This window comes from Aliiroseovarius sp. S1339 (assembly GCF_023195695.1).
GTDB lineage: Bacteria > Pseudomonadota > Alphaproteobacteria > Rhodobacterales > Rhodobacteraceae > Aliiroseovarius.
In genome coordinates, this window is record NZ_JALPQG010000013.1 from 23,225 (window position 1) to 45,752 (window position 22,528).

Consider the following 22,528-nt stretch of genomic DNA (forward strand, 5'->3'; position numbering starts at 1 on the left):
CGCTTACCTCACAATCGTGCCGGTGCGGCGAATTTTGCGTTGCAGTTGCAGGATGCCATAGACCAGCGCCTCAGCAGTTGGCGGGCAACCCGGCACATAGATGTCCACGGGCACGATACGGTCACACCCACGCACCACCGAATAGGAATAATGGTAATACCCACCGCCATTTGCGCATGACCCCATCGAGATCACATAACGCGGATCCGGCATCTGGTCGTAAACCTTGCGCAGCGCCGGGGCCATCTTATTGGTCAGCGTGCCAGCCACGATCATCACGTCTGACTGACGCGGCGAGGCGCGCGGCGCAATCCCATAGCGTTCAAGGTCATAGCGCGGCATTGAGGCATGCATCATTTCAACCGCACAGCAAGCCAAACCAAAGGTCATCCAGTGCAGCGACCCGGTGCGCGCCCAGTTGATGATGTCGTCGGTGGTGGTCAACAAAAAACCCTTGTCGGCCAACTGCTCGTTCATCAGGCGCGTGCCATGTTCGCGGTCGCCTTGTGCCGTGTTGGCTCCAGTCATCACTCCCATTCGAGCGCCCCTTTTTTCCACTCATAGGCAAAGCCGATTGTCAGAACAGCCAGGAACACCATCATCGACCAGAACCCGACCAGCCCGACATCCTTGAAGGCCACGGCCCAGGGGAACAGGAATGCGATCTCGAGGTCAAAAATGATGAACAGGATCGCCACCAGATAAAACCGGACATCGAACTTCATCCGCGCGTCGTCAAAGGCGTTGAACCCGCATTCGTAAGCGCTGAGTTTTTCGGGATCAGGATTGCGCACTGCAAGCACGACGGCTGCAAGGATCAGAACAAGTCCGATAACAATGGCTAATCCAAGGAAAATGATAATGGGGAGGTATTCTTTAAGAAGGTCTTCCACGTATGGCTCCTTTAACGGTTTACCCGCCTGTCGCTAGCTATCAGCGGTTTACCTTTGCGTGTGCGCAGGGTCAACCGAGAGCCGCTCGCATTCGAGTTTGTGAATGCTTGCGTAAAACGAGTGGCGGAGCCGTCTGCATACCGTTGTTTGCAAGGGCTTCAGACACAGGTTAAGCATATCGCGCGCGCAGAATTGCGTCACCTGTTAACCAAAAAACCATCGCATTTTGCCGTCGCGCAGCAAACGAACGGCAAAACCGGCTTGGGAAAAGAGACTCACTTGCTTGAAAGCACGGCGCTAACTCCACGCCAACCGAACGCCGCACAGGACCAGAAGAACGGTCACCGGACCCCAAATTCGCCGTTCGGGTCGCGACGGGGTGGCAAGGTTTGCGACACATGTCATGACAGTCACCCCCAGCGCCGCCCAGAAGGTCCAAACAGGAAGTGTGCCAACAATTCCTGCCCGCGCTGCCATCGCCCAGCCCATCAAGCCAAGTATTGCTCCCTGCCCCACCGCCGCGAACCGCATCGGCACTGGCAACTGTCCCGGCCACCTGCCGCCATTCGCCAAGTGGCCCCATGGTGCACCTGCCGCCATGCACGCCTGAAACAGCATAACGATGGCGATCAACGCGACATAGATGTATCCGGCCCAGGTCATCGGCTCTCAGTCAGGTCAAGCATCACGCCCAGCTTGGCTTGCGCTTGTCAAAGAACGCGGCAATGCCTTCCTGCGCCTCGGCACTTTCCCAGCGCGCGACCAGACCTGCGATAGTTTCGTCGATGATCGCTTCGGTGATCGGCGGTCCAAGACGGCGGGCCAGCGCCTTGGCTTCGGCCACCGCGCCGGGGGCGACGGAAAGGTAAGGTTTCACTTCGGCCTCGACAGCGGCGTCCAGATCCTCGGGCGCGACCGCTTTCGCCAACAGGCCCAGCGTTACGGCTTCTTCCGCGTCAAAAATGCGCGCCGACATGAAGACGCGCCGCGCCATCGCCTCGCCCAGACGGGCCAGCACATAGGGGCCGATGGTGGCCGGGATCAGGCCCAGCCGCGTTTCGGTCAGACCGAATTTCGCGCCGGTGACACCGATGGAGACATCGGACACCGAGGCCATGCCGACCCCGCCACCAAACGCCTGCCCTTGCACGCGGGCAATCAGAGGTTTCGGCATTTCATTCAGCGCGTTCAGCATCATAGCGAGCTTCTTGGCCTCAATCCCCCGTGTTTCCGGGTCGGCTGCCATCTGGTCCTGCATCCAGCGCAGATCGCCCCCCGCGCAGAAACTCTTGCCCGCGCCGGTCAGGACCACCACACGCACCGCTTCATCTGCGCCCAGCGCGTGGGCGGCGTCAGTCAGTTCCTCGATCATCTTGGCGCTGAGCGCATTGTGCTTGTCCGCACGGTCCAGAAGCAATGTCGCCACGCCACGCTCGTCAGCACGAATGGAAATCGTCTCGTAACCCATGATCAGTCCCCTGCCCGCATTTGCCGCGCCATCCGGGCAGCCTTTTCAAGAATGTCCCGGTCCAACCCGGTCGAATAGCCCAGCGCCGTGACGCGGTCATGCACCGCCTCGGTCGCCACGTTACCTTGAGCTCCCGGCGCATAGGGGCAACCGCCAAGGCCACCCACCGCAGCGTCAAACACGCGCAGACCCTTTTTCAACGACGCCTCGATATGGTCGCAAGCCCGGCCCGCCGTGTCGTGGTAATGGCCCGCGAACATATCTGGACCCGCCACGCTCAGCACCGCATCCAGCATCGCGTCGATGCTTGCGGGTGTCGCCTGCCCGATCGTGTCGCCCAGCGAGATTTCATAACATCCCATGGCGATCAGCTGCTCGGCCACCCATGCCACCTTGTCGGGCGGGGTCGGCCCGTCGAACGGGCAGTCGGTCACGCACGAGATATAGCCCCGCATCATGATCCCCGCCGCGCGCGCCGCGTCGGCCACGGGTTGGAACCGTTGAAGGCTTTCAGCGATGGTGCAGTTGATATTGGCCTTGGAGAACCCCTCAGACGCCGAGCCGAATATCGCGATCTCGTCCGCCCCGGCTGCCACCGCGCCTTCGAACCCGCGCAGGTTCGGGGTCAGCGCCGCATAGGACACATCCTTGGCCCGCGTGATCCCTGCCAGCACTTCGGCACTGTCCGCCATTTGCGGCACCCATTTGGGGCTGACGAAGCTCGCGACCTCGATCCGTTTGAAACCCGCACCGGACAGAAGATCAACCAGCGCGATCTTGTCCTCGGTCGGGATCTGGCGTTTCTCGTTTTGCAGCCCGTCGCGCGGGCCGACCTCGAATATTTCGACATAGTCAGACATCGGGCACCTCATAGAAGTCTTGGGCATAGAAGTTTTGCGGCCCTTCGATCTGCGCCGCCGCCTGCCAGCCGGGGCGCGCCTTCACCCGGTCGATATAGGCGCGCAGGTTCGGAAAATCGTCCAGATGCACGAAGAACGGCACCGCAAAGAGGTTGAAGCCCAACATCACATCCGCGCCCGAAAAGCCCGACGCGAGCAACCAGTCCTGCGCGCCCAATCGCCGCTCTAACGGGGCAAGCGTCTTTTCCAGCCGCTTGGTGTCCAGCTTGATCAGCAAGGGCGAACGTGCCGCCGGGTCCCGCAGAAACACCTGCGCCAGATTGAGGTTGGCGATCAACGCCGCCTGCGTTTCAGCGAAATGCAGGAATTCCAGATAGCGGGGGCGTTCCGGATGACCCGGTGCGCGGCCCAGCCCGGCCTCGGGTCGTGTTTCGCAGAGGTATTCGACGATCGCGCCGCTTTCAAACAACACCTGCCCGTCGATTTCCAGCGCGGGCACACGGCCTGCGGGACTGATCGCCAGAAAGTCCGGGTGGCGCAGCGACCCATCGGTGATCGAATAGCATTCGATCGTCGAGCGCAGGCCCAATTCTTCCAACAGCCACAACACCCGGAAGGAGCGCGACCACGGCACATGATGCAGCTTGATCATGCGGCGGCCTCCTCCTCTTCTTCCTCAAGCCGCACAAGTGGCGCGCCCGCTTCGACCTGATCGCCATCGGCAACCAGCACCTCGGCCACGACACCATCGCGCGCGGCGGTCAGGCTGTGTTCCATTTTCATGGCTTCCAGAATGGCCAACCGGTCGCCTTGCTTGACCACCTGCCCTGCTTTGGCAAAGACGGCTTTCACAAGACCCGGCATCGGTGCTTCGACCACACCGGCCCCTGCACCCGCGCCCGCGTCTTGGTCCAACGGATCAACGACGTGGAATTCCAGCCCGGATTGCGCAAAGACGGTCACGACATTGCCCGCCATTGCGACGCGCGGCCCGCGGTCGCCGCCCATCTTCCATTGGCCATTGAGGCACGTGGCCTCGATGCTGTCTTCCCCAACGGTGATCACATGACGGTCAGCACCATAAGAGGTCACAACAACCTCATATGTATCTTCGGCATGGGTCAGTGTCACAAAGTGGTTCAATCCACCCCAGAGCGTAAAGCCCGACCCTTCGCGCTTTAGCAAATCCAGTGCACACAGCGCGGCTGCCCCCACATCAGCCATGCTTGGGCCGGGGTCGGCGGTCAGCGCCTCTAGATCGCGTTCGATCAGTCCGGTATCCACATCGCCTGCCGCAAAGCCCTCGTGTCGGGTCAACGCCCCGAGAAAGGCGAGGTTCGTGACGGAACCCGCCACCTCGGTATGGGTCAGCGCCGACGACAATTGCCGCAGAGCCGCCGCACGTGATCCTGCATGCACGGTGATCTTGGCGATCATCGGGTCATAGAACGGGCTGATCGTGTCGCCCGCCCGCACGCCAGTATCGGCCCGCGCGCCTTCGGGGAATTTCAGATGGGTCAGCGTGCCGGTGGCGGGCAGGAAACCCTTCGGCACGTCCTCGGCATAGAGCCGCGCTTCAAAGGAATGGCCGTTGATGGACAGTTCGTCCTGCTGCTTCGGCAGCCCCTCGCCTGAGGCCACGCGCAATTGCCATTCGACCAGATCGACGCCGGTGATGGCTTCGGTCACGGGATGTTCCACTTGCAGGCGTGTGTTCATTTCCATGAACCAGAACCCGTCGGTGCGCAGGCCGTTTGCGCCGTCGACGATGAATTCCACCGTGCCTGCGCCCTTGTAGCCGATGGCTTCGGCTGCGCGCACGCCCGCCTGCCCCATCGCCTCGCGGACCTCTTCGGTCATGCCCGGCGCAGGGGCTTCCTCGATCACCTTCTGGTGGCGACGTTGCAGCGAGCAGTCGCGTTCGAACAGGTGCACCGCTTGGGTGCCGTCGCCAAACACCTGAACCTCGATATGGCGCGGGGAGAGAATATATTTCTCGACCAACACATCCGCGTTGCCAAAGGCGGTCTTCGCCTCGCCCTGCGCGCTGGCCAAAGCATCCGCAAAGTCCTTGGGATCATCAACCCGGCGCATCCCCTTGCCACCACCGCCTGCCACGGCCTTGATCAACACGGGATAGCCCATCTTGTCAGCCTCTGACGCCAGCAGCGCGGGGTCTTGGTCTGCACCGTGATAGCCGGGCACGACGGGCACGCCAGCCTCGACCATCAGTTTCTTGGCGGCATCTTTCAGACCCATCTTGCGGATCGCGTCTGACGACGGACCGATAAAGACCAACCCGGCCTTTTCAACCGCATCCACGAAATCGGGGTTTTCCGACAGGAACCCATAACCCGGATGGATCGCCTGCGCGCCGGTATCAAGTGCTGCCTGAATGATGACATCACCCTTCAGGTAAGACTGCGCGGGTTGCGACGGGCCGATATGCACGGCTTCGTCCGCCATTTTCACATGGCGCGCGGCCGCGTCGGCGTCGGAATAAACCGCCACCGTGGTCACACCCAGCTTGCGGGCGGTGTCGATCACGCGGCAGGCAATTTCGCCCCGGTTGGCAATCAGGATTTTCGTGAACATCAAGGTTCCTCCTTCGGGTGGGGTCGCAATGCGCCCCGGAATTTCAACTCGCCCCTCAATCCGGAGCGTCAAAAAAGTCAGCCGCCCAAGCGGTCACACCAATTGATCCGCGCGCCAGCAGTATAGGCGACCGCCAATCCTTCGCGGATCAGCGTCTTGCCAACATCTTGTCCGTCCGCTGACAACCGCACCAACTCGCGCCCATATTTGTCGTGGCCTTCGTGGCGCAGCGTAAGGTCCGCACTTTCAACAATCTCACGCAAGCGGCGCGTGGCCTTGTCGCCCAGTGCCTTCTCAGCAGCGCACCCGGCATCTTTCGTCTCGGGCGTGTCAAACCCCACCAGCCGGGCAGTGTGCGTGCGGTCGGAGCATTTCAGCTCTACCGTATCCCCGTCATAGACAAAGCCGACCACACAGCCCGCAATCCCACTTTTGCGCGGCACGGGCGCAATCTGCTCGGCCAGCGAATAGAGGATCAACAGCGTCAGTCCGCAGTATATGACGAGGTTCGTGTCCAAGGCTTACATCCGGAACACGCCGAATTTCGTCGGCTCGATCGGGGCATTCAGCGCCGCCAGCAGCGACAGATACAGCACCTCGCGCGATTTACGCGGGTCGATCACGCCGTCATCCCACATCCGCGCCGAAGCATAGAGGGGATGGGACTGTTCCTCGAACATATCAATGGTGGGTTGTTTGAAGGCGGCTTCTTCTTCCGCCGACCATTCACCGCCCTGACGCTCAATGGCGTCGCGCTTTACGGTGGCCAACACGCCCGCCGCCTGTTCGCCCCCCATCACGGAAATCCGCGAGTTGGGCCAGGACCACATGAAACGCGGCTGGTAGGCGCGCCCGGCCATGCCGTAGTTGCCAGCCCCGTAAGAGCCGCCCACAACCATCGTCACCTTCGGCACGTTCGTCGTTGCCACAGCCGTCACCATCTTGGCGCCGTGGCGCGCGATACCTTCATTCTCATATTTACGACCCACCATGAACCCGGTGATATTTTGCAGGAAAACCAAGGGTATATTGCGCTGGCTGCACAGTTCCACGAAATGCGCCCCCTTCTGGGCGGCTTCCGAGAAAATCACGCCATTGTTGGCGATGATCCCGATGGGGCAGCCTTTCAGATGGGCAAATCCTGTGACCAGAGTGTCGCCAAAGCGCGGTTTGAATTCATCGAAGCGCGAGCCATCGACGATGCGCATGATCACTTCGCGAATGTCGTAAGGCGTCTTGAGGTCGGCAGGCACAACGCCCAGCAACTCCTCCGGATCATAGGCCGGTTCTTCCGATACCTGCCATTTCACCGTCATCGGCTTGGTGCGATTCAGGCTTTCCACCGCGCGCCGCGCCAAGGCCAGCGCATGGGCGTCATCCTCGGCCAGATAATCGGCGACACCAGACAAGCGGGTATGAACATCGCCGCCGCCCAGATCTTCGGCTGTGACGACCTCACCCGTTGCGGCCTTCACCAAAGGGGGCCCAGCAAGGAAGATTGTCCCCTGCTCTTTCACGATGATCGTCACGTCCGACATGGCAGGCACATAAGCGCCCCCGGCGGTGCACGACCCCATCACCACAGCGATTTGCGGGATGCCCTTGGAGGACATCCGCGCTTGGTTGTAGAAAATCCGGCCAAAGTGATCGCGGTCGGGGAACACCTCGTCCTGATTGGGCAGGTTGGCGCCACCACTATCGACCAGATAGATGCAGGGCAGATTGCATTCCTCGGCAATCTCTTGCGCGCGCAGGTGCTTCTTCACGGTCATCGGATAATAGGTGCCGCCTTTGACGGTGGCGTCGTTGCAGACCACCATCACCTCTTGCCCGTGCACCTGACCAATGCCCGCGATGACACCGGCACAGGGCGCAGCCCCGTCATACATGTCATGCGCCGCCGTCGCGCCGACCTCGAGGAACGGCGATCCGGGATCGAGCAGGTTCGACACCCGGTCGCGCGGCAGCATCTTGCCGCGGCTCAGGTGCCGTTCGCGCGATTTCTGCCCGCCACCCATCACGGCGGCCTCGGCAGCGTCAGCCACAACTTGAAGCGCCTCAAGATGGCCCTCGCGGTTGGCTTTGTACGCCTCGGAACCGGGCGTGGCTTGGGAATTCAGTTTCATCTCAGCATCCTTCGTGGTTGCAGATTGTATCGCCGTAGCCGTTCAAATCGGCCTCCAGCGCAAGCGACTGGCGGGCGGTCTGATGCAGCATGCAGGCGACAGACGCAGGGCCTCCGCCTGTGCCACCACCCCATTTCGACCGTTCATAGTCGCACGACGCATCGCGGAAGGTGATCCAAGCGCGTTGCATGTCCAGAAGCGCGGGGGCTTGTTTGGGGGCCGCTGACCCAAGCGTTGCCATTTCTTCATCTTCGGCCCTCAACCGGGTCATCAAAAGCCCATAGGCGCGGTTCAGGCGGCGATCCCAGTCCTCGTATTCCAGCCCAAGACAGGACGACATGCCAACCGTGCTTGACCCGCCTTCGGTTGCTTCCATGCAATAATTGGCCGCCGATCCAACGCAGCGCATCGGGTCGCCATCGTCCCCCATGGCGGACAGGCAGTCCGTTGTGGGATGAAAACTATAGGTCATGTCTTGGGCTGTGGCCGGAGAGGCCAAAGCCACAAGCGCAGCAAGGATAAACCCCCGGATGCCCATCACATCTTGCCCATCAGTTCGCGCCCGATCAGCATCCGGCGGATTTCCGAGGTGCCCGCGCCGATCTCCATCAGCTTGGCGTCGCGGAACATGCGGCTGACGGGGGTTTCGTTCATATAGCCCGACCCGCCCATCGCCTGCACCGCTTGGTGGGCCTGCTTCATCGCCTCCTCAGACGCATAAAGCACACAGGCCGCCGCGTCCTGACGGGTCACCTGACCGCGATCACAGGCCTTTGCGACCTCGTAAACATAGGCACGGGCCGAGTTCATCGCGGTATACATATCCGCGATCTTGGCCTGCATCAGCTGGAAGTCCCCGATGGGGCGACCAAACTGCTTGCGCTCTTTCATGTAAGGCATGATTTCATCCATGCAGGCGGCCATGATGCCGGTGCCGATGCCCGACAGAACGACGCGTTCATAGTCGAGCCCCGACATCAGCACGTTCACGCCTTTGCCTTCTTCGCCCAGCACATTTTCGAACGGCACTTCGACATCTTCAAAGATCAACTCGGCGGTGTTCGACCCGCGCATCCCCAGCTTGTCGAAATGGGGCGAGGTGCTGAAGCCCTTCATATCCTTTTCGATGATGAAGGTGGTGATGCCCTTGGGGCCAGCGTCCGGGTCGGTTTTAGCATAGACGACCAAAGTGTCTGCGTCCGGGCCATTGGTGATCCAGAACTTGGTGCCGTTCAGCACATAGTAACCATTGCGCTTCTCGGCGCGTAGTTTCATCGAGACGACGTCCGACCCCGCACCCGCCTCGGACATGGCCAAGGCGCCCACATGCTCGCCCGAAATCAGCTTGGGCAGGTATTTCTGTTTCTGTTCTTCGGTCGCATTGCGGCGGATCTGGTTCACACACAGGTTCGAATGCGCCCCATAGCTCAGCGAGACCGAGGCCGAGGCCCGCGCGATCTCTTCCACGATCACCACATGCGCCAGATAGGTCATGCCGGCACCGCCGTATTCTTCGGGCGTGGTCACACCCAACAGGCCCAGCTCGCCGAATTCTTTCCACAGCTCGTTGGGAAATTCGTTCTTCTGGTCCACCTCACCGGCGATCGGCTTGATCCGGTCTTGTGCAAAGCGGTGCACCATCTCGCGCATTGCATTGACGTCTTCGCCCAGGTCGAAATTCATGGAGTGATTGAACATGTGCTGCCCCTCTTGGTGGTCAGGTTTATTGAACGCTTGTTCAGTTATGCGCGCAAGCGACGATTCGGGTCAATACGCAAGCAATTGCACGCAGCGTCACAAAGGGTCTCAGTCGCCGATGTCAGGCCCCGGATTGGAAGCGCGTCGACACCTCATCACGGATAATCCGGCCAATCATGGCACAGTCTTCAAGGCTGAACGTCAGCGGCAGGCGCAGATCCAACACGGCTTTCAGAACGCGGTCGGTCTGCGGCAATTTCGGCGACTGGGCATAGCGCCAACTGTCATAACGGCTGGTGAAGCCGGTCGGCTCGGCCCCGCCGAACCATTTCAGTTCGACCCCACGGTCTGCGCTTTTTTTCATGACCTGCTGCACATCAGCCTCGGCCCAATCCAACAGCAGGAATTGAAACGAGGACATGACGTAGGCTTCCACCTCGGGGCGATTGATCAGTGTCAGGCCGGGCGTGTTTCGCAGCCCCTCCTCGACGACACGATAGCGCGCGTTCCACGCCCCACACTGCTCATCCAATTTCGCCAGTTGCGGGCGCAAGATCGCCGCGCGCAAATTGTCCATCCGGCCCGAGATGTTGGGCGTCACGTATTTTATTCGCTCGAAAGCTTCGGGTGGTGGCCCTGCCAGGTGCCGCTCATATAACATATAGCTGCCCGACAGCACGATCGCCCGCGCCATCAGGTCGGGATCGTCCGAGATCAGAAGCCCGCCCTCACCCGAATTCGCGTGCTTATAGGTCTGGGTCGAGTAGGCCGCCATGACGCCATGACGCCCCGACAAGGTGCCATTCCAGCGCGCGCCCATCGTGTGGGCGCAATCTTCGATCACCGTCACACCAGCCGCATTCGTGATTTCCATCAGCCAGTCCATGTCACAGATATGTCCGCGCATATGGCTGAGCAGCAAAACCTTCGGCGCATCCGGGGCCGCGACCTTGGCCGCCAGATCGTCCAGATCAATGGTCAGCGCCTCGGTCACCTCGACGAAGACGGGCACGCCGCCGACTGAGGCAATGGCACCGGGCACAGGGGCCAGCGTAAAGGCATTGGTCAGCACCCGATCGCCCGGCCCTACCCCAATCGCGCGCAGGGCGGTCGCAATGGCATACCCGCCTGACGCCACCGCCAGCGCGTATTTCGACCCCATCAGGGCGGCGAATTCCTGCTCCAACAAGGCTGTGTGGGACGTCTCGCCCTCGGCCACATTGTAGCGGTGCAAGCGCCCGTGGCGCAGCACCTCCATTGCCGCGGCAATCCCGTCCTCGGGAATCGGTTCTTGCTGGGTGAAGTTGCCAGTGAATCGCTCTGTCATGTGGTGAGCCTGCGCAGGAAGCCGCTCGGCGTCAATGGATCAACCGATCAGACGCGCAACCACTGCATCCAGATCATCAAAATGATCCAGCATGGCCTCGGGTGCCAGCCGCGCAACACCCGGCCCTTCGGGGCCAAAGCCCACAAGGATGCACGGCACACCCGCAGCTCGCGCTGTCAGGCGGTCCGTTTCGGTGTCACCGACCAAGAGCGCCCGCGTCGGATCGCCACCCGCCCCATGCGCCGCCGCAACAAAAGGGGCAGGGTCCGGCTTGCGGGTCGGCAATGTATCCGCCCCGATCAGCGAGGTGAAACGATCCAGAATGCCAAGGCGGGACAGCAACAGCCGTGCCAGCCCCTCGGACTTGTTGGTGCAAATCCCTACCGCATAGTCGCTCGCATGTAGACGGGCGACCGCGTCCATGGCACCGGGATACAGGTGTGTGTGGCGATCAATGTCGGCTTCATAGGCATCCAGTAGGTTCGGGAACTCGCGATTCACATCGGCCTCGTCCACGTCGCCGCCGTTCAGACGTGAAAATCCTAGGCGCAACATCGCCCGCGCGCCATGAAAGGCAGTCAGCTGGTCTTGCGATGGGTCCAGAACCTCGCCATGCCCCAGCGAGATAAAACACGCATTCGCCGCCGCGATCAGATCGCCGGACGTATCCGCCAAAGTACCATCCAGATCGAAGATCACCGTGCGGCGCCCCGGCGTTGCTGTATCGGTCATTCTACCCCCTGCTTTGGAATTTCCACGCAAAGCCTGTAACCTCGCGTAAGGTTAATTGAACAGCTTTCGCTTGCGAGCCGCGCCCCAAGAGGTAAAACGGGCGAAAAGAAATTGAAAGAGCAGATAGATATGGCGACCGCCCTGATTGTCCTTGCCGCTGGCATGGGAACACGGATGAATTCAGACCTGCCCAAAGTGATGCATGAAATTGCGGGCGCTCCGCTGTTTGCGCATGCGCTGGCGTCGGGGTCTGCCTTGGCACCCGAACGCGCGGTGCTGGTCGTGGGGCACGGCGCCGACATGGTCGAGGCCGCCGCCAAAGATCTGGACCCCGACATCAACATCGCGGTGCAGGAAGACCAACTGGGCACAGGCCATGCAGTTGCGCAAGCCCGCGCCGCATTAGACGGGTTCGAAGGAGACGCCATCGTCCTATACGGCGATACGCCGTTCATTCGCCCCGAAACGCTGGACGCGATGACCGCTGCCCGGGCGGCTGGGTCGGACGTCGTGGTGCTGGGTTTTGAGGCTGCCGATCCGGGTCGCTATGGTCGGTTGATCGTCAAAGACGGTGCGCTGAATCGGATCGTTGAATTCAAGGATGCATCAGATGAAGAACGCGCCGTAACACTCTGCAATAGTGGTGTTATCGCAGCAAATTCTGATGTGCTTTTCGATTTGATAGACGCGGTCGGAAACAACAACGCATCCGGTGAATACTATCTGACAGACATCGTTGAAGTCGCCCGTACAAAAGGCCTAACCGCCTCGGTTGTAACCTGCGACGAAGCCGAAACACTGGGTATCAATTCCCGCGCCGAACTGGCCGCCGCCGAACAGGTATTCCAGACCCGCGCCCGCGACGCCGCACTCGAAGATGGCGTCACCCTTATCGCCCGCGACACGGTCTACTTCGCCCATGACACCGTCATCGGGCGCGACACGGTGGTGGAACCCAACGTGGTGTTCGGCCCCGGCGTGACCGTTGAAAGCGGCGCGTTGATCCGCGCGTTTTCACATCTGGAAGGCTGCCACGTCTCGCGTGGCGGTGTGGTCGGCCCCTATGCCCGCCTGCGCCCCGGCGCTGAACTGGCTAATGACGCCAAGGTCGGCAATTTCGTCGAAATCAAGAACGCCCAGATCGAAGAAGGCGCGAAGGTCAATCACCTGTCCTATGTGGGCGACGCACGGGTGGGCGAGCACGCAAATATCGGCGCAGGCACCATCACCTGCAATTATGATGGCGTTTCCAAGCATCACACGGACATCGGCGCGCGGACGTTCATCGGGTCAAACACCTGCCTTGTCGCCCCCGTATCCATCGGGGACGAGGCGATGACGGCCACTGGCACCGTGGTCACGAAAGATGTGCCTGCAGGCGCCATGGCCGTCGGTCGCGCGAAGATGGAGGTCAAACCCGGCCTTGCCATTAAATTATTTGAAAAACTGAAGGCCGCGAAGGCCCGACGTCAGAAAGGTTCCTGATTATGTGTGGTATTGTAGGGGTTCTGGGCAATCACGAGGCCGCGCCGATTTTGGTCGAAGCGCTAAAACGGCTGGAATATCGCGGCTATGACAGCGCCGGGATCGCCACCATCAACAACACGGGCGCGCTGGACCGCCGCCGCGCGGTCGGCAAGCTGGTGAACCTGTCAGACACGCTGGTGCACGACCCGCTCGCCGGCAAATCCGGCATCGGCCACACCCGCTGGGCCACTCACGGCGCGCCGACCACCGAAAACGCCCACCCGCACCGCGCGGGATCCGTCGCGGTGGTCCATAACGGGATCATCGAAAACTTCCGCGAGTTACGCGAAAAGCTGGCGGGCGAAGGGCTGAAATTCTCCACCGAGACCGACACCGAAACCGTCGCCTTGCTGGCGCAAAGCCACATCGCACGCGGCAAAACCCCGCAAGAGGCGGTCGCCGCCACGCTGGCTGAATTGGAAGGCGCGTTCGCGCTGTGCTTCCTGTTTGACGGCGAACACGACCTGATGATTGCCGCGCGCAAAGGCAGCCCATTGGCCATCGGCCATGGGGACGGCGAGATGTTCGTGGGGTCCGACGCCATTGCACTGGCCCCGATGACCGACAAGATCACCTATCTGGAAGAAGGCGACTGGGCCGTCATCACGCGTGACGGTGCCCAAATCTTCGACGCCGAAGGTCGCCGCGCCAACCGCCCGATGAAACAGGTGCACCTGGACGCCGCCCGCATCGAAAAGGGCGGCTATAAGCATTTCATGGCAAAAGAAATCGCCCAGCAACCGACCGTAGTGGGGGAGGTGCTGAATGCCTATCTGCAGGGTGACCAGATCACGATGGATCTGGATGGCATCAACTTTGCCGATGTGGACCGCCTGTCCATCGTCGCCTGCGGCACGGCCTACTATGCCGGGTTGGTGGCGAAATACTGGTTTGAACATTACGCCCGTCTGCCCATCGACATCGACGTGGCCAGCGAGTTTCGGTATCGTGAAGCCCCTTTCGCACCCAAAACCTTGGGCGTCTTTGTCAGCCAGTCCGGCGAAACCGCAGATACTCTGGCTGCCCTTCGATACTCATCCGGCAAGGTCGATAAGATCGTCAGCCTGATCAACGTGCCCGAAAGCTCGATCGCGCGCGAAAGCGATGTGGCAGTGGAAATATACGCGGGGCCGGAAGTATCCGTGGCCTCGACCAAAGCATTCACCTGCCAGCTAACCTGCTTTGCAATCATGGCGCTAAAGGCTGCCCATGATCGGGGTCATTTGGACGACAAAGCCTTGGCCAGGCACCTTGCAGAGCTGCGCCAATTGCCTGGTTTGATGAGCCACGCGCTGACCATCGATAGCGCCACGAAAGAGATAGCGACCAAACTGGCCGAAGCACGCGACGTGCTGTTTTTGGGGCGCGGGCAGATGTTTCCTTTGGCGCTCGAAGGCGCGCTAAAATTAAAAGAAATCAGCTATATACACGCCGAAGGTTATGCGTCAGGTGAACTGAAACACGGACCCATTGCGCTGGTCGACAAGGCCACCCCAACCGTGGTGATGGCGCCCCATGACAAGCTGTTCGACAAGACGGTGTCCAACATGCAAGAGGTCATGGCACGCGGCGGCCGTGTGGTTCTGGTGTCAGACGCACGCGCCGCGAAAGAGGCGGGCGACGGGGTCTGGCAAACGCTTGCCCTGCCAGAAGCGCCCGAACTGGTGCAGCCGATCCTTTACGCGATCCCGGCCCAGCTTTTGGCCTATCACACAGCGATTGCCAAAGGCACAGATGTGGACCAGCCGCGCAACCTTGCCAAGTCGGTCACGGTCGAATGACGCTGGATGATGCCCTCGCCGCGCTGAAATCGCATGTGGAAGAAGGTCGCGCCGAAGGCATGGCCGCCTATCACAAGCAGACGCGCGAAGTGCTGGGCATACCAAACCCAGCGCTGAATGATCTGACCAAAAGCTGGCGCCAAACCCTGACGGTCGAGGAGCGTGTAGCGCTGGCCGACCAGCTCTGGCAAAGCGACATCTTTGAAGCGCGCATCGCGGCGGCCAAGCTGCTGACCCAAGCGCGCTTGCGCCCGGACGCCGCCGCTTGGGCGCTGATCCAAAGCTGGGTGCCTGATTTTGACAGTTGGGCGATTGCGGATCATGTCTGCATGGCAGGCCAGAAACGGCTGGTCGCAGACCCGTCCCGCGTCGATGCGGTCGAAGGCTGGACGCAATCCGACCACATGTGGACCCGGCGCGCCGCGCTTGTCGTCACCCTGCCTTGGACCAAACAAAACAACCCCAAGTCGGACGATCTTGCGATCCGTGACCGCGTGCTGGGTTGGGCCGCGTCCTATGTCGAGGACCACGAATGGTTCATTCAGAAAGCCGTGGCGTGGTGGCTGCGCGATCTGTCAAAGCACGACCCCGACCGTACCCGCGCGTTTCTGGACGCCCATGGCGAGAAAATGAAAGCGTTTGCGCGCAAGGAAGCTGGAAAGCACCTTACGTAAGCGGGGTCTTCCCGCGCCTATCGTTTTGCTTTCATAAGAAAAGACATCGCAAGGCAGATCAGCCCAACGGCCCCCAGAATGAACGAGAGTGGCAGGAAAAAGCTTTCCTGCAAGACGCCTGTGATCTCAACACCACTGTAAAAGGTCCGCTCAGCCAGCCATGACGCGGCCGCAAAGACCAGCGCGACCAAACCAAGTGTTCGCAGCATTTGCTTCATGAAACCCCTCGCGCTTCCGGTCGGGCTGACACCACGTTGCTCATTCGTCCTGCGCCGTGCGCAATTCACGCCGCATAATCTTGCCGGTAGCGGTCATAGGCAGGTCGGTCACGAACTCAACCAGACGTGGGGCGACATGGGGGCTGATGCGACCGCGCACCAGTTGGATCAACTGGTCGGCCACTCCCGCCTCGTTCACGCCCGGGCGCAACACGACAACCGCTTTCACCGCCTCGGTGCGCAGAGCATCTGGCACGCCGATCACTGCGGCCATCACCACATCGGGATGGGTCATCAGGCAGTTTTCAATCTCGGACGGCCCAATCCGATAGCCCGCCGAGGTAATCACGTCATCGTCCCGGCTGGCAAAAGTGAAATACCCGTCGCCGTCACACACCGCCAGATCGCCGGTGCGCATCCAATTCCCGACAAACTTCTCGTCCGTTTTTTCGGGCAGGTTCCAATAGCGCAGGAACATCACCGGGTCGCCCACCCTGACGGCAATTTCGCCCATCTCGCCGGGGCCACATGGCGTGCCGTGCGCGTTGATCACAGCAACATCATGGCCGGGGATGGCTTGGCCCATGCTGCCGGGCTTGACCGCCATCGCACCCGCAACAGAGGACAGGACGAGGTTGCATTCCGTCTGACCGTAGAACTCGTTCACATTCACGCCCAGCACATCGCGCGCCCAATCCAGCAGCCCGGCCCCAAGGCTTTCGCCACCCGATCCGATGGAGCGGATGTTGACGCCCTTCGGCGGTGCATCGGACTGGCGCAGAAGTTTCAACGCGGTGGGCGGCATGAAAAGATTGCGAATATTATGGTTGGCCAGCAGGCGATAGGCCGCGTCGGCCTCGAACTTGCGCATCCGGTGGCTGACAATCGGCACGCCGAAATAAAGAAACGGCAGCGCAAGATCCATCAACCCACCGATCCATGCCCAATCTGCGGGCGTCCAGCCTTTGTCACCAGCCTGCGGGAAATCCTCGTTGAAACATTCAACACCGGGCAGATGGCCCAGAAGGAACCGCTGCGCATGCAGCACCCCCTTGGGTGGTCCTGTGGTGCCGGAGGTATAGATCATCACAGCCGGATCTTCGGCGCGGGTCAGTTCGGGCTTGTCCAAAGGCTCTGCGGCGTTCAGTTCGGCCCAGAAATCACGCGCGACGTCGGATGGGCTGGTCGAAAACACGTCTTTCAGTTCTGGCAGATTCGCCCGAAGCGCGTCAATTTTTGCGAGGTTCTGTGCATCCGTCACCACCACCCGCGTGCCACTGTCAGACAGGCGATAGGCCAAAGCATCCGCACCAAACAGCGTGAACAGCGGCAAGGCAACCGCGCCCAACTTATAGGCGGCGAAATGGGTGATTAGCGCCTCGGGCCCCTGCCCCAGCAGCACCGCAATCCGATCGCCCTTGCGCAACCCGCCGGCGCGCAAGACCGTCGCCAGCCGGTCCGACGCTGCCTTCAAGTCGCCAAAGGTCCAGTCTTTGGCCGCGCCATCCTGTGCCACATGGGTCAACCCGACGCGGCCCGCGTCAAGGGCCGCCCAGCTGTCACAGCATCGTTCAGCGATGTTGAAATGCTCAGGTATGTCCCACGCAAAATCCGCGCGCATCTCGTCCCACGGGGCCCATCGCGCGATCAGCTTTCGTGACCGACCCTGCGCCAGCCACTCCGCGTCAGATAGGCTGGGGCTCATGAGCCAAAGACAACCAACTCATGCAATCCCGAGATATCGAGGTCCAATAGCTGAAGCGTCGACAGGGAAACCCGGCTTCCGCCACCCGAAATGGGGCGAAGGGTCACTTTGACAGTGCGCCCGGTGGATTGGGACTGCACACGCCCCTTCGTCTCGGACGAGACAAGCGGCGTTTCCAGCCAGAACCCCGGCGCGGTCGGATCACCAAGGCTGGCAACCGTCACGCCCAGCGATCCGGCGGCAGCATTCGGTGCTATCGTCGCGGCAGCCATACGATCTTCGTTGGTCGCTGTGTCCAGTTCGTCAACGGTGATCGCATCACTTGGCGGGACCGGTGGCAGATCACTGTCATAGGTGGGTTGGTTCTGCAAATGTGGGGGGCGCGGCAGCATATTGTTCATATCCAAGCCAGAGCACCCGGCCAGGGTTAGACAAATTGCGGGCAATAGAATGACATGTTTCATATCCACAGCGTGGCGCAATTCGTCGCCGCTTTCAACGGCAGAATTTACTGCTCTGCGTCTTGCGCGTATGCCCGCCCGTGATTAGGATTGATCCATGGAAAAATCCCCGCTTGTCGACCCATTTATGCGTGCGGTCACCTATCTGCGCTTGTCCGTCACGGACCGATGCGATTTCCGCTGCACCTATTGCATGTCCGAGAACATGACCTTTCTGCCAAAGAAAGACCTTCTGACGCTAGAGGAACTGGATAGGATTTGCACCGCCTTCATCGGCCTTGGCGTGCGCAAACTGCGTATCACCGGGGGCGAACCGCTGGTGCGCAAAGGAATCATCGATTTTTTCCAAGGTATGGGGCGACATCTGGACAGTGGCGCGCTGGACGAGCTGACATTGACCACCAATGGATCACAACTGCACCGCTTTGCCGCCGACCTTTATGCCGCTGGCGTGCGGCGGGTGAACATCTCGCTGGATACGCTGGACGAGGAAAAGTTTGCGCAGATCACCCGCTGGGGGCGCTTGGCGCAAGTCATGCGTGGCATTGACGCCGCGCTGGAGGCCGGGCTGAAGGTGAAAATCAACGCCGTCGCCCTGAAAGGTTTCAACGATAGCGAGCTGTTCTCGCTGGTGGACTGGTGCGCCCAGAAAGGTCTGGACCTGACCTTTATCGAGGTTATGCCGATGGGTGATATGGGCGAAGAGGACCGGATCGACCAATACTGGCCGCTGTCTGATCTGCGCGCCCAACTTGCCGAACGCCTGACCCTAACCGATCTGGACGAAAGCACCGGTGGCCCGGCGCGTTATATGCGCGTTGAAGAAACCGGCCAGAAAATCGGCCTGATCACGCCCCTGACCCACAATTTCTGCGAAAGCTGCAACCGCGTCCGGATGAGCTGCACCGGGCAGTTTTACACCTGCTTGGGCCATGACGGCATGTCTGATCTGCGCGAACCCCTTCGCGCGTCAGAAAGTGACGCCGTGCTGATCGACGCCATTCACGCCGCAATTGGACGCAAACCCAAGGGTCATGATTTCGATTATTCCCGTCAGGGCATTCAGGGCCAGACCATCCGCCATATGAACCATACCGGCGGCTGACAGGCCCCGCCCGCGTCGCTTATCGCGCGGGCATTCGCTGTTCGACAACTTCCGCCCACCACGAACACCCTTGCGGGATGATCTCGTCGTTGAAGTTATATTCCGGGTGATGGACCATCGCGGTATCGCCGTTGCCGACAAGGATATACGCACCGGGGCGTTCTTCGAGCATGAAGGCGAAATCCTCGCCGCCCATGATTAAAGGCGCGTCCTCGCATTTGCCCGACACCGATTTTGCCGCGCGCGTAGCGAATTCGGTTTCTGCTTCATGGTTCACCATGACAGGATAGTTACGATCATAGCGCACAGTGACCGACCCGCCAAAGGCCGCCGCAATCCCGTTGCAGATCGCATGCACCCGCGCCTCGGCCAAATCCCGCAACTCGGGCGACAGGGTGCGAACCGTGCCTCTAAGGTGAGCTTCTTGCGGTATCACATTGAAAGCGTTTGAGCTTGTCTCAAACGAAGTGATCGAAACGACCACCTGCAATGTCGGGTCCGCATTGCGCGACGCGATGGTCTGCAGCGCCTGCACAGCGTGTGACGCCATCACGACAGGGTCCACCGTGTCATGCGGTTTCGCGGCATGTCCGCCGCGCCCGATGAACTGGATATCAAGCAGATCGGCGGCCGCAAAAAACGGCCCCGGACGGATTGCAAACGTGCCTTCGTCATGGCCCGGCCAATTGTGCATGCCATAGACTTCCTGAATGGCGAACCGCTCCATCAATCCATCTTCGCACATCACACGCCCGCCCCCGCCGCCTTCTTCAGCAGGCTGAAAAATCGCCACGCAGGTGCCGTCGAAATTCCGGGTCTCGGCCAGATACTGAGCCGCGCCAAGAAGCATCGCCGTATGCCCGTCATGGCCACACGCATGCATCTTGCCGGGTTGGGTCGAGGCATAGTCCAGCCCCGTCGCCTCCTCAATCGGCAGCGCATCCATGTCGGCGCGCAGACCGACAACCCGGCCCGCACTGTCGGTGCGCCCCTTGATGACGCCGACCACGCCAGTGCGCCCAATACCTTCGACCACCTCGTCACAGCCGAACGCGCGCAGCTTGTCGGCCACGATCCCGGCGGTGCGGTGAGTGTCGAACATAAGCTCGGGATGGGCGTGGAAATCACGACGCCACGCGGTGATGTCGTCTTTCAACTCGTGAAACCTGTTTTTGATTGGCACGGTCTGACCTTCCTGTTTTGTCGCGGCGACAAATCCGGTTTGATCCGCGCCGTAGCGACCACCATGCGCTTGTTTTGGGGCTGGTTCAACTGGTCTGCGCGCAGAACTGGGGTCGAAGGTTCGCGCGGGCTTTGTGGGCAAGAACCTATCCCAAAGCATTATGCTCGCTCGTTCCACACCCCGCCGCGACGCCCCAAACATTGAAAAAACTTTTAGCTTTGCGCGCTAAGACCTTGCGTCTAGGCGATTTATTATGTGTCATTCGATGGATCGCAGCGACGACAAACAAAGCCTCACTGACGAACGGAACGCTCGGACTGCCCGATCGGCAGTCCGAAGCAGGTGTTTGGGGCGCACGCTGCGCGGGGATAGTACCAGCCGCGAACGAGGCGGTTTGCACAACAAAAAAGACGAATGTTCGGGGGAACAGGGATGGGACACAATAGATTTTCTGCTTGGGGATTTGCCACAACTTTTGCGCTGTCATTGATGCCCGCCGCGGCTGTGGCCGAGCGCGGCGATGCAGGCCATCTGAACATTCTCTACTGGCAAGCGCCGACGATCCTGAACCCCTATCTGTCCAGCGGCCCAAAAGACATCGAACCGGCATCGATGGTTCTTGAACCCCTTGCGCGGTATGATGAACAAGGCAGCTTAACTCCTTGGCTAGCCGTAGAAATTCCCACCTTAGCCAATGGCGGCATCTCGAAGGACCTGACGACGATCACGTGGGTCTTGCAGCCGGGTCTAACATGGTCGGACGGCACCGCAGTCACCGCGCATGATGTTGTCTTCACCGCCGATTATTGCATGGCGCCAGAGGGTGGTTGCCAGCAGGCCACTAAATTCTCTGACGTAACGCAGGTCGAGGCACTGGATGATCTGACCGTCCGCATCACCTTCGCAGGCTCCAAACCGTTCCCCTATGGCCCACTGGTCGGTGTGGAAACGCCCATTCTTCAACAGGCCCAGTTCGCGGACTGCGTCGGCGCAAGCGCTCCCAGCTGTACCGCGCAGAATTTCGCGCCCATCGGGACTGGTCCGTTTCGAGTGACAGAGTTTCGCGCCGGCGATGTGGTCACGTTTGAGGCAAACCCCGCCTACCGCGACCCAGCCAAACCGGGCTTTGCGACGGTGACGTTCAAGGGCGGTGGCGATGCCATAGGGGCCGCGCGCGCCGTGCTGGAAACCGGAGAAATGGATTACGCTTGGAACCTTCAGGTTGACCCCGCCATCCTGAACAAAATGGCCGAAAGCGGGAAAGGCCACCTTATCCGGTCTTTCGGCACGCCGGTCGAACGGCTGATGATCAACCGCACCGACCCGTCCGCTAGGCTGGGCGACGCGCGATCGACTCGCGAAGGCGGCGCGCATCCGTTCCTGACCGATCCCGCCGTTCTGGGCGCAATGTCGGCGGCCATTGACCGCGCCGTGGTCGCTGAACTGGGATACGGAGCAGCAGGTAAACCGACCTGCGACATCCTTCCCGCCCCGGCAATCTATGCCTCGACCACAAATGACGCTTGTCTGACACAAGACCTAGCCGGTGCGGCTCAGGCTTTGACTGACGCGGGCTGGGTGGACAGCGACGGGGACGGCGTGCGCGAAAAGGATGGGGTGCGTCTGTCGGTGCTGTTCCAGACATCGACCAACCCTGTGCGCCAAGACACGCAGGCCTTGCTGAAATCCTGGTGGGCCGAGATCGGCATCGAGACCGAGCTGCGCCACATTGACCCCTCGGTCTTTTTTGGCGGCGATCAAGCCAGTCCGGACACGTTTCAGAAATTCTATGCGGACATCCAGATGTTCACCAATTTCTTCCCCGGCACTGATCCCGAGGCCTACTTGAACAACTGGACCTGCAAGAGCATTCCTGAGCCAACCAACAACTGGCTGGGTTTCAACATCCCGCGCTATTGTGACCCGGCCTACGATGCGCTGGCCATCGAGCTGGCGCAAACCGCTGTTCTGGAAGACCGCGCCGCCATTGCGCGCACGATGAATGACATGCTGATGCAAGCGGGCGCATTGATCCCGCTTGTGCATCGCGGCGACGTCTCGGCGCAGGCCAATACGCTTGAAGGGGTGCGGATGAATTCATGGGACAGCGAGCTTTGGAACATCGCGGACTGGACCCGCGCCAAGTAAGCCCGCTAGACTAGCGCCAACGCCCGC

At 60.7% G+C, this 22,528-nt stretch carries 22 protein-coding genes; 5 read left to right on the top strand and 17 right to left on the bottom strand.

What is annotated here, in order from left to right; all coding sequences use genetic code 11:
- Positions 1–3: 3 nt before the first annotated feature.
- From MUY35_RS16525 to MUY35_RS16585, 13 genes are all read right to left on the bottom strand, one after another.
- Entirely contained in the window at positions 4–537 is a 534-nt protein-coding gene (locus tag MUY35_RS16525) for an NADH-quinone oxidoreductase subunit B (protein WP_248370287.1), read from the bottom strand.
- On the bottom strand, positions 528–893 hold the full coding sequence (locus tag MUY35_RS16530) for an NADH-quinone oxidoreductase subunit A (RefSeq protein ID WP_248370288.1): 366 nt from the start codon (positions 891–893) through the stop codon (positions 528–530). Before MUY35_RS16530 ends, MUY35_RS16525 begins: the two co-directional genes overlap by 10 nt.
- 297 nt (positions 894–1,190) lie before the next feature.
- Positions 1,191–1,556, bottom strand: a complete 366-nt coding sequence (locus MUY35_RS16535; RefSeq protein ID WP_248370289.1) for a hypothetical protein — start codon at positions 1,554–1,556, stop codon at positions 1,191–1,193.
- A gap of 22 nt (positions 1,557–1,578) precedes the next feature.
- A complete protein-coding gene (locus MUY35_RS16540; RefSeq protein ID WP_248370290.1) occupies positions 1,579–2,361 on the bottom strand; it encodes a crotonase/enoyl-CoA hydratase family protein in 783 nt (260 codons plus the stop codon).
- 2 nt (positions 2,362–2,363) lie between these two features.
- Positions 2,364–3,221, bottom strand: a complete 858-nt coding sequence (locus tag MUY35_RS16545; RefSeq protein WP_248370291.1) for a hydroxymethylglutaryl-CoA lyase — start codon at positions 3,219–3,221, stop codon at positions 2,364–2,366.
- Positions 3,214–3,873, bottom strand: a complete 660-nt coding sequence (locus tag MUY35_RS16550) for a glutathione S-transferase family protein (RefSeq protein ID WP_248370292.1) — start codon at positions 3,871–3,873, stop codon at positions 3,214–3,216. Before MUY35_RS16550 ends, MUY35_RS16545 begins: the two co-directional genes overlap by 8 nt.
- Positions 3,870–5,816 carry an acetyl/propionyl/methylcrotonyl-CoA carboxylase subunit alpha gene (locus MUY35_RS16555; protein ID WP_248370293.1) on the bottom strand — a complete coding sequence of 649 codons (1,947 nt, stop codon included), beginning with the start codon at positions 5,814–5,816 and terminating at the stop codon, positions 3,870–3,872. Before MUY35_RS16555 ends, MUY35_RS16550 begins: the two co-directional genes overlap by 4 nt.
- A 77-nt stretch (positions 5,817–5,893) precedes the next feature.
- Positions 5,894–6,334, bottom strand: coding sequence for a thermonuclease family protein (locus MUY35_RS16560; RefSeq protein WP_248370294.1), 441 nt, complete (start codon positions 6,332–6,334; stop codon positions 5,894–5,896).
- A 3-nt stretch (positions 6,335–6,337) separates the two neighbouring features.
- Positions 6,338–7,942, bottom strand: coding sequence for a carboxyl transferase domain-containing protein (locus MUY35_RS16565; RefSeq protein ID WP_248370295.1), 1,605 nt, complete (start codon positions 7,940–7,942; stop codon positions 6,338–6,340).
- A 1-nt stretch (position 7,943) separates the two neighbouring features.
- On the bottom strand, positions 7,944–8,480 hold the full coding sequence (locus tag MUY35_RS16570; protein ID WP_248370335.1) for a lysozyme inhibitor LprI family protein: 537 nt from the start codon (positions 8,478–8,480) through the stop codon (positions 7,944–7,946).
- Positions 8,480–9,640 (bottom strand): isovaleryl-CoA dehydrogenase, encoded by a 1,161-nt coding sequence (locus tag MUY35_RS16575; protein ID WP_248370296.1) that lies wholly within the window; start codon positions 9,638–9,640, stop codon positions 8,480–8,482. The genes MUY35_RS16570 and MUY35_RS16575 overlap by 1 nt, the downstream gene beginning before the upstream one ends.
- A gap of 121 nt (positions 9,641–9,761) precedes the next feature.
- Complete coding sequence (locus MUY35_RS16580; protein WP_248370297.1) at positions 9,762–10,967, bottom strand: aminotransferase class I/II-fold pyridoxal phosphate-dependent enzyme; 1,206 nt, start codon at positions 10,965–10,967, stop codon at positions 9,762–9,764.
- Between the two features lie 39 nt (positions 10,968–11,006).
- A complete protein-coding gene (locus MUY35_RS16585) occupies positions 11,007–11,699 on the bottom strand; it encodes an HAD-IA family hydrolase (RefSeq protein WP_248370298.1) in 693 nt (230 codons plus the stop codon).
- A 129-nt stretch (positions 11,700–11,828) separates the two neighbouring features.
- Here MUY35_RS16585 and glmU point away from each other — a divergent pair, with 129 nt between their 5' ends.
- Genes glmU through MUY35_RS16600 form a run of 3 tightly spaced genes read left to right on the top strand, consistent with a single transcriptional unit; the run spans position 11,829 to position 15,681 of the window.
- Positions 11,829–13,184, top strand: coding sequence for a bifunctional UDP-N-acetylglucosamine diphosphorylase/glucosamine-1-phosphate N-acetyltransferase GlmU (glmU, locus tag MUY35_RS16590; RefSeq protein WP_248370299.1), 1,356 nt, complete (start codon positions 11,829–11,831; stop codon positions 13,182–13,184).
- A gap of 2 nt (positions 13,185–13,186) precedes the next feature.
- Positions 13,187–15,007: a glutamine--fructose-6-phosphate transaminase (isomerizing) gene (glmS, locus tag MUY35_RS16595; protein WP_248370300.1), complete on the top strand. Its 1,821-nt coding sequence runs from the start codon at positions 13,187–13,189 to the stop codon at positions 15,005–15,007.
- Positions 15,004–15,681: a DNA alkylation repair protein gene (locus MUY35_RS16600; RefSeq protein WP_248370301.1), complete on the top strand. Its 678-nt coding sequence runs from the start codon at positions 15,004–15,006 to the stop codon at positions 15,679–15,681. The genes glmS and MUY35_RS16600 overlap by 4 nt, the downstream gene beginning before the upstream one ends.
- 17 nt (positions 15,682–15,698) lie before the next feature.
- Here MUY35_RS16600 and MUY35_RS16605 read toward each other — a convergent pair whose 3' ends face one another.
- The 3 genes from MUY35_RS16605 to MUY35_RS16615 are packed head-to-tail and all read right to left on the bottom strand — an operon-like array spanning position 15,699 to position 17,996.
- Complete coding sequence (locus MUY35_RS16605) at positions 15,699–15,899, bottom strand: DUF3955 domain-containing protein (protein WP_248370302.1); 201 nt, start codon at positions 15,897–15,899, stop codon at positions 15,699–15,701.
- A gap of 40 nt (positions 15,900–15,939) precedes the next feature.
- Entirely contained in the window at positions 15,940–17,604 is a 1,665-nt protein-coding gene (locus MUY35_RS16610) for an AMP-binding protein (RefSeq protein WP_248370303.1), read from the bottom strand.
- Positions 17,601–17,996, bottom strand: a complete 396-nt coding sequence (locus tag MUY35_RS16615; RefSeq protein ID WP_248370304.1) for a D-galactarate dehydratase — start codon at positions 17,994–17,996, stop codon at positions 17,601–17,603. The genes MUY35_RS16610 and MUY35_RS16615 overlap by 4 nt, the downstream gene beginning before the upstream one ends.
- 166 nt (positions 17,997–18,162) lie before the next feature.
- On the opposite strand from MUY35_RS16615, the gene moaA reads away from it, so the two are divergent.
- Positions 18,163–19,170, top strand: a complete 1,008-nt coding sequence (gene moaA, locus MUY35_RS16620) for a GTP 3',8-cyclase MoaA (RefSeq protein WP_248370305.1) — start codon at positions 18,163–18,165, stop codon at positions 19,168–19,170.
- Between the two features lie 19 nt (positions 19,171–19,189).
- Here moaA and MUY35_RS16625 read toward each other — a convergent pair whose 3' ends face one another.
- Entirely contained in the window at positions 19,190–20,353 is a 1,164-nt protein-coding gene (locus tag MUY35_RS16625) for a M20 aminoacylase family protein (RefSeq protein WP_248370306.1), read from the bottom strand.
- A gap of 489 nt (positions 20,354–20,842) precedes the next feature.
- Between MUY35_RS16625 and MUY35_RS16630 the strand changes: the two genes are divergently transcribed.
- Positions 20,843–22,501: a peptide ABC transporter substrate-binding protein gene (locus tag MUY35_RS16630; protein WP_248370336.1), complete on the top strand. Its 1,659-nt coding sequence runs from the start codon at positions 20,843–20,845 to the stop codon at positions 22,499–22,501.
- Positions 22,502–22,528: the final 27 nt, after the last annotated feature.

Coding starts and splice junctions, on each gene's coding strand:
- MUY35_RS16525 (WP_248370287.1), bottom strand. CDS start 537: ATGGGAGTGATGACTGGAGCCAACACGGCACAAGGCGACCGCGAACAT.
- MUY35_RS16535 (WP_248370289.1), bottom strand. CDS start 1,556: ATGACCTGGGCCGGATACATCTATGTCGCGTTGATCGCCATCGTTATG.
- MUY35_RS16540 (WP_248370290.1), bottom strand. CDS start 2,361: ATGGGTTACGAGACGATTTCCATTCGTGCTGACGAGCGTGGCGTGGCG.
- MUY35_RS16545 (WP_248370291.1), bottom strand. CDS start 3,221: ATGTCTGACTATGTCGAAATATTCGAGGTCGGCCCGCGCGACGGGCTG.
- MUY35_RS16550 (WP_248370292.1), bottom strand. CDS start 3,873: ATGATCAAGCTGCATCATGTGCCGTGGTCGCGCTCCTTCCGGGTGTTG.
- MUY35_RS16555 (WP_248370293.1), bottom strand. CDS start 5,816: ATGTTCACGAAAATCCTGATTGCCAACCGGGGCGAAATTGCCTGCCGC.
- MUY35_RS16565 (WP_248370295.1), bottom strand. CDS start 7,942: ATGAAACTGAATTCCCAAGCCACGCCCGGTTCCGAGGCGTACAAAGCC.
- MUY35_RS16570 (WP_248370335.1), bottom strand. CDS start 8,480: ATGGGCATCCGGGGGTTTATCCTTGCTGCGCTTGTGGCTTTGGCCTCT.
- MUY35_RS16575 (WP_248370296.1), bottom strand. CDS start 9,640: ATGTTCAATCACTCCATGAATTTCGACCTGGGCGAAGACGTCAATGCA.
- MUY35_RS16580 (WP_248370297.1), bottom strand. CDS start 10,967: ATGACAGAGCGATTCACTGGCAACTTCACCCAGCAAGAACCGATTCCC.
- MUY35_RS16585 (WP_248370298.1), bottom strand. CDS start 11,699: ATGACCGATACAGCAACGCCGGGGCGCCGCACGGTGATCTTCGATCTG.
- glmU (WP_248370299.1), top strand. CDS start 11,829: ATGGCGACCGCCCTGATTGTCCTTGCCGCTGGCATGGGAACACGGATG.
- glmS (WP_248370300.1), top strand. CDS start 13,187: ATGTGTGGTATTGTAGGGGTTCTGGGCAATCACGAGGCCGCGCCGATT.
- MUY35_RS16600 (WP_248370301.1), top strand. CDS start 15,004: ATGACGCTGGATGATGCCCTCGCCGCGCTGAAATCGCATGTGGAAGAA.
- MUY35_RS16605 (WP_248370302.1), bottom strand. CDS start 15,899: ATGAAGCAAATGCTGCGAACACTTGGTTTGGTCGCGCTGGTCTTTGCG.
- MUY35_RS16610 (WP_248370303.1), bottom strand. CDS start 17,604: ATGAGCCCCAGCCTATCTGACGCGGAGTGGCTGGCGCAGGGTCGGTCA.
- MUY35_RS16615 (WP_248370304.1), bottom strand. CDS start 17,996: ATGCTGCCGCGCCCCCCACATTTGCAGAACCAACCCACCTATGACAGT.
- moaA (WP_248370305.1), top strand. CDS start 18,163: ATGGAAAAATCCCCGCTTGTCGACCCATTTATGCGTGCGGTCACCTAT.
- MUY35_RS16630 (WP_248370336.1), top strand. CDS start 20,843: ATGCCCGCCGCGGCTGTGGCCGAGCGCGGCGATGCAGGCCATCTGAAC.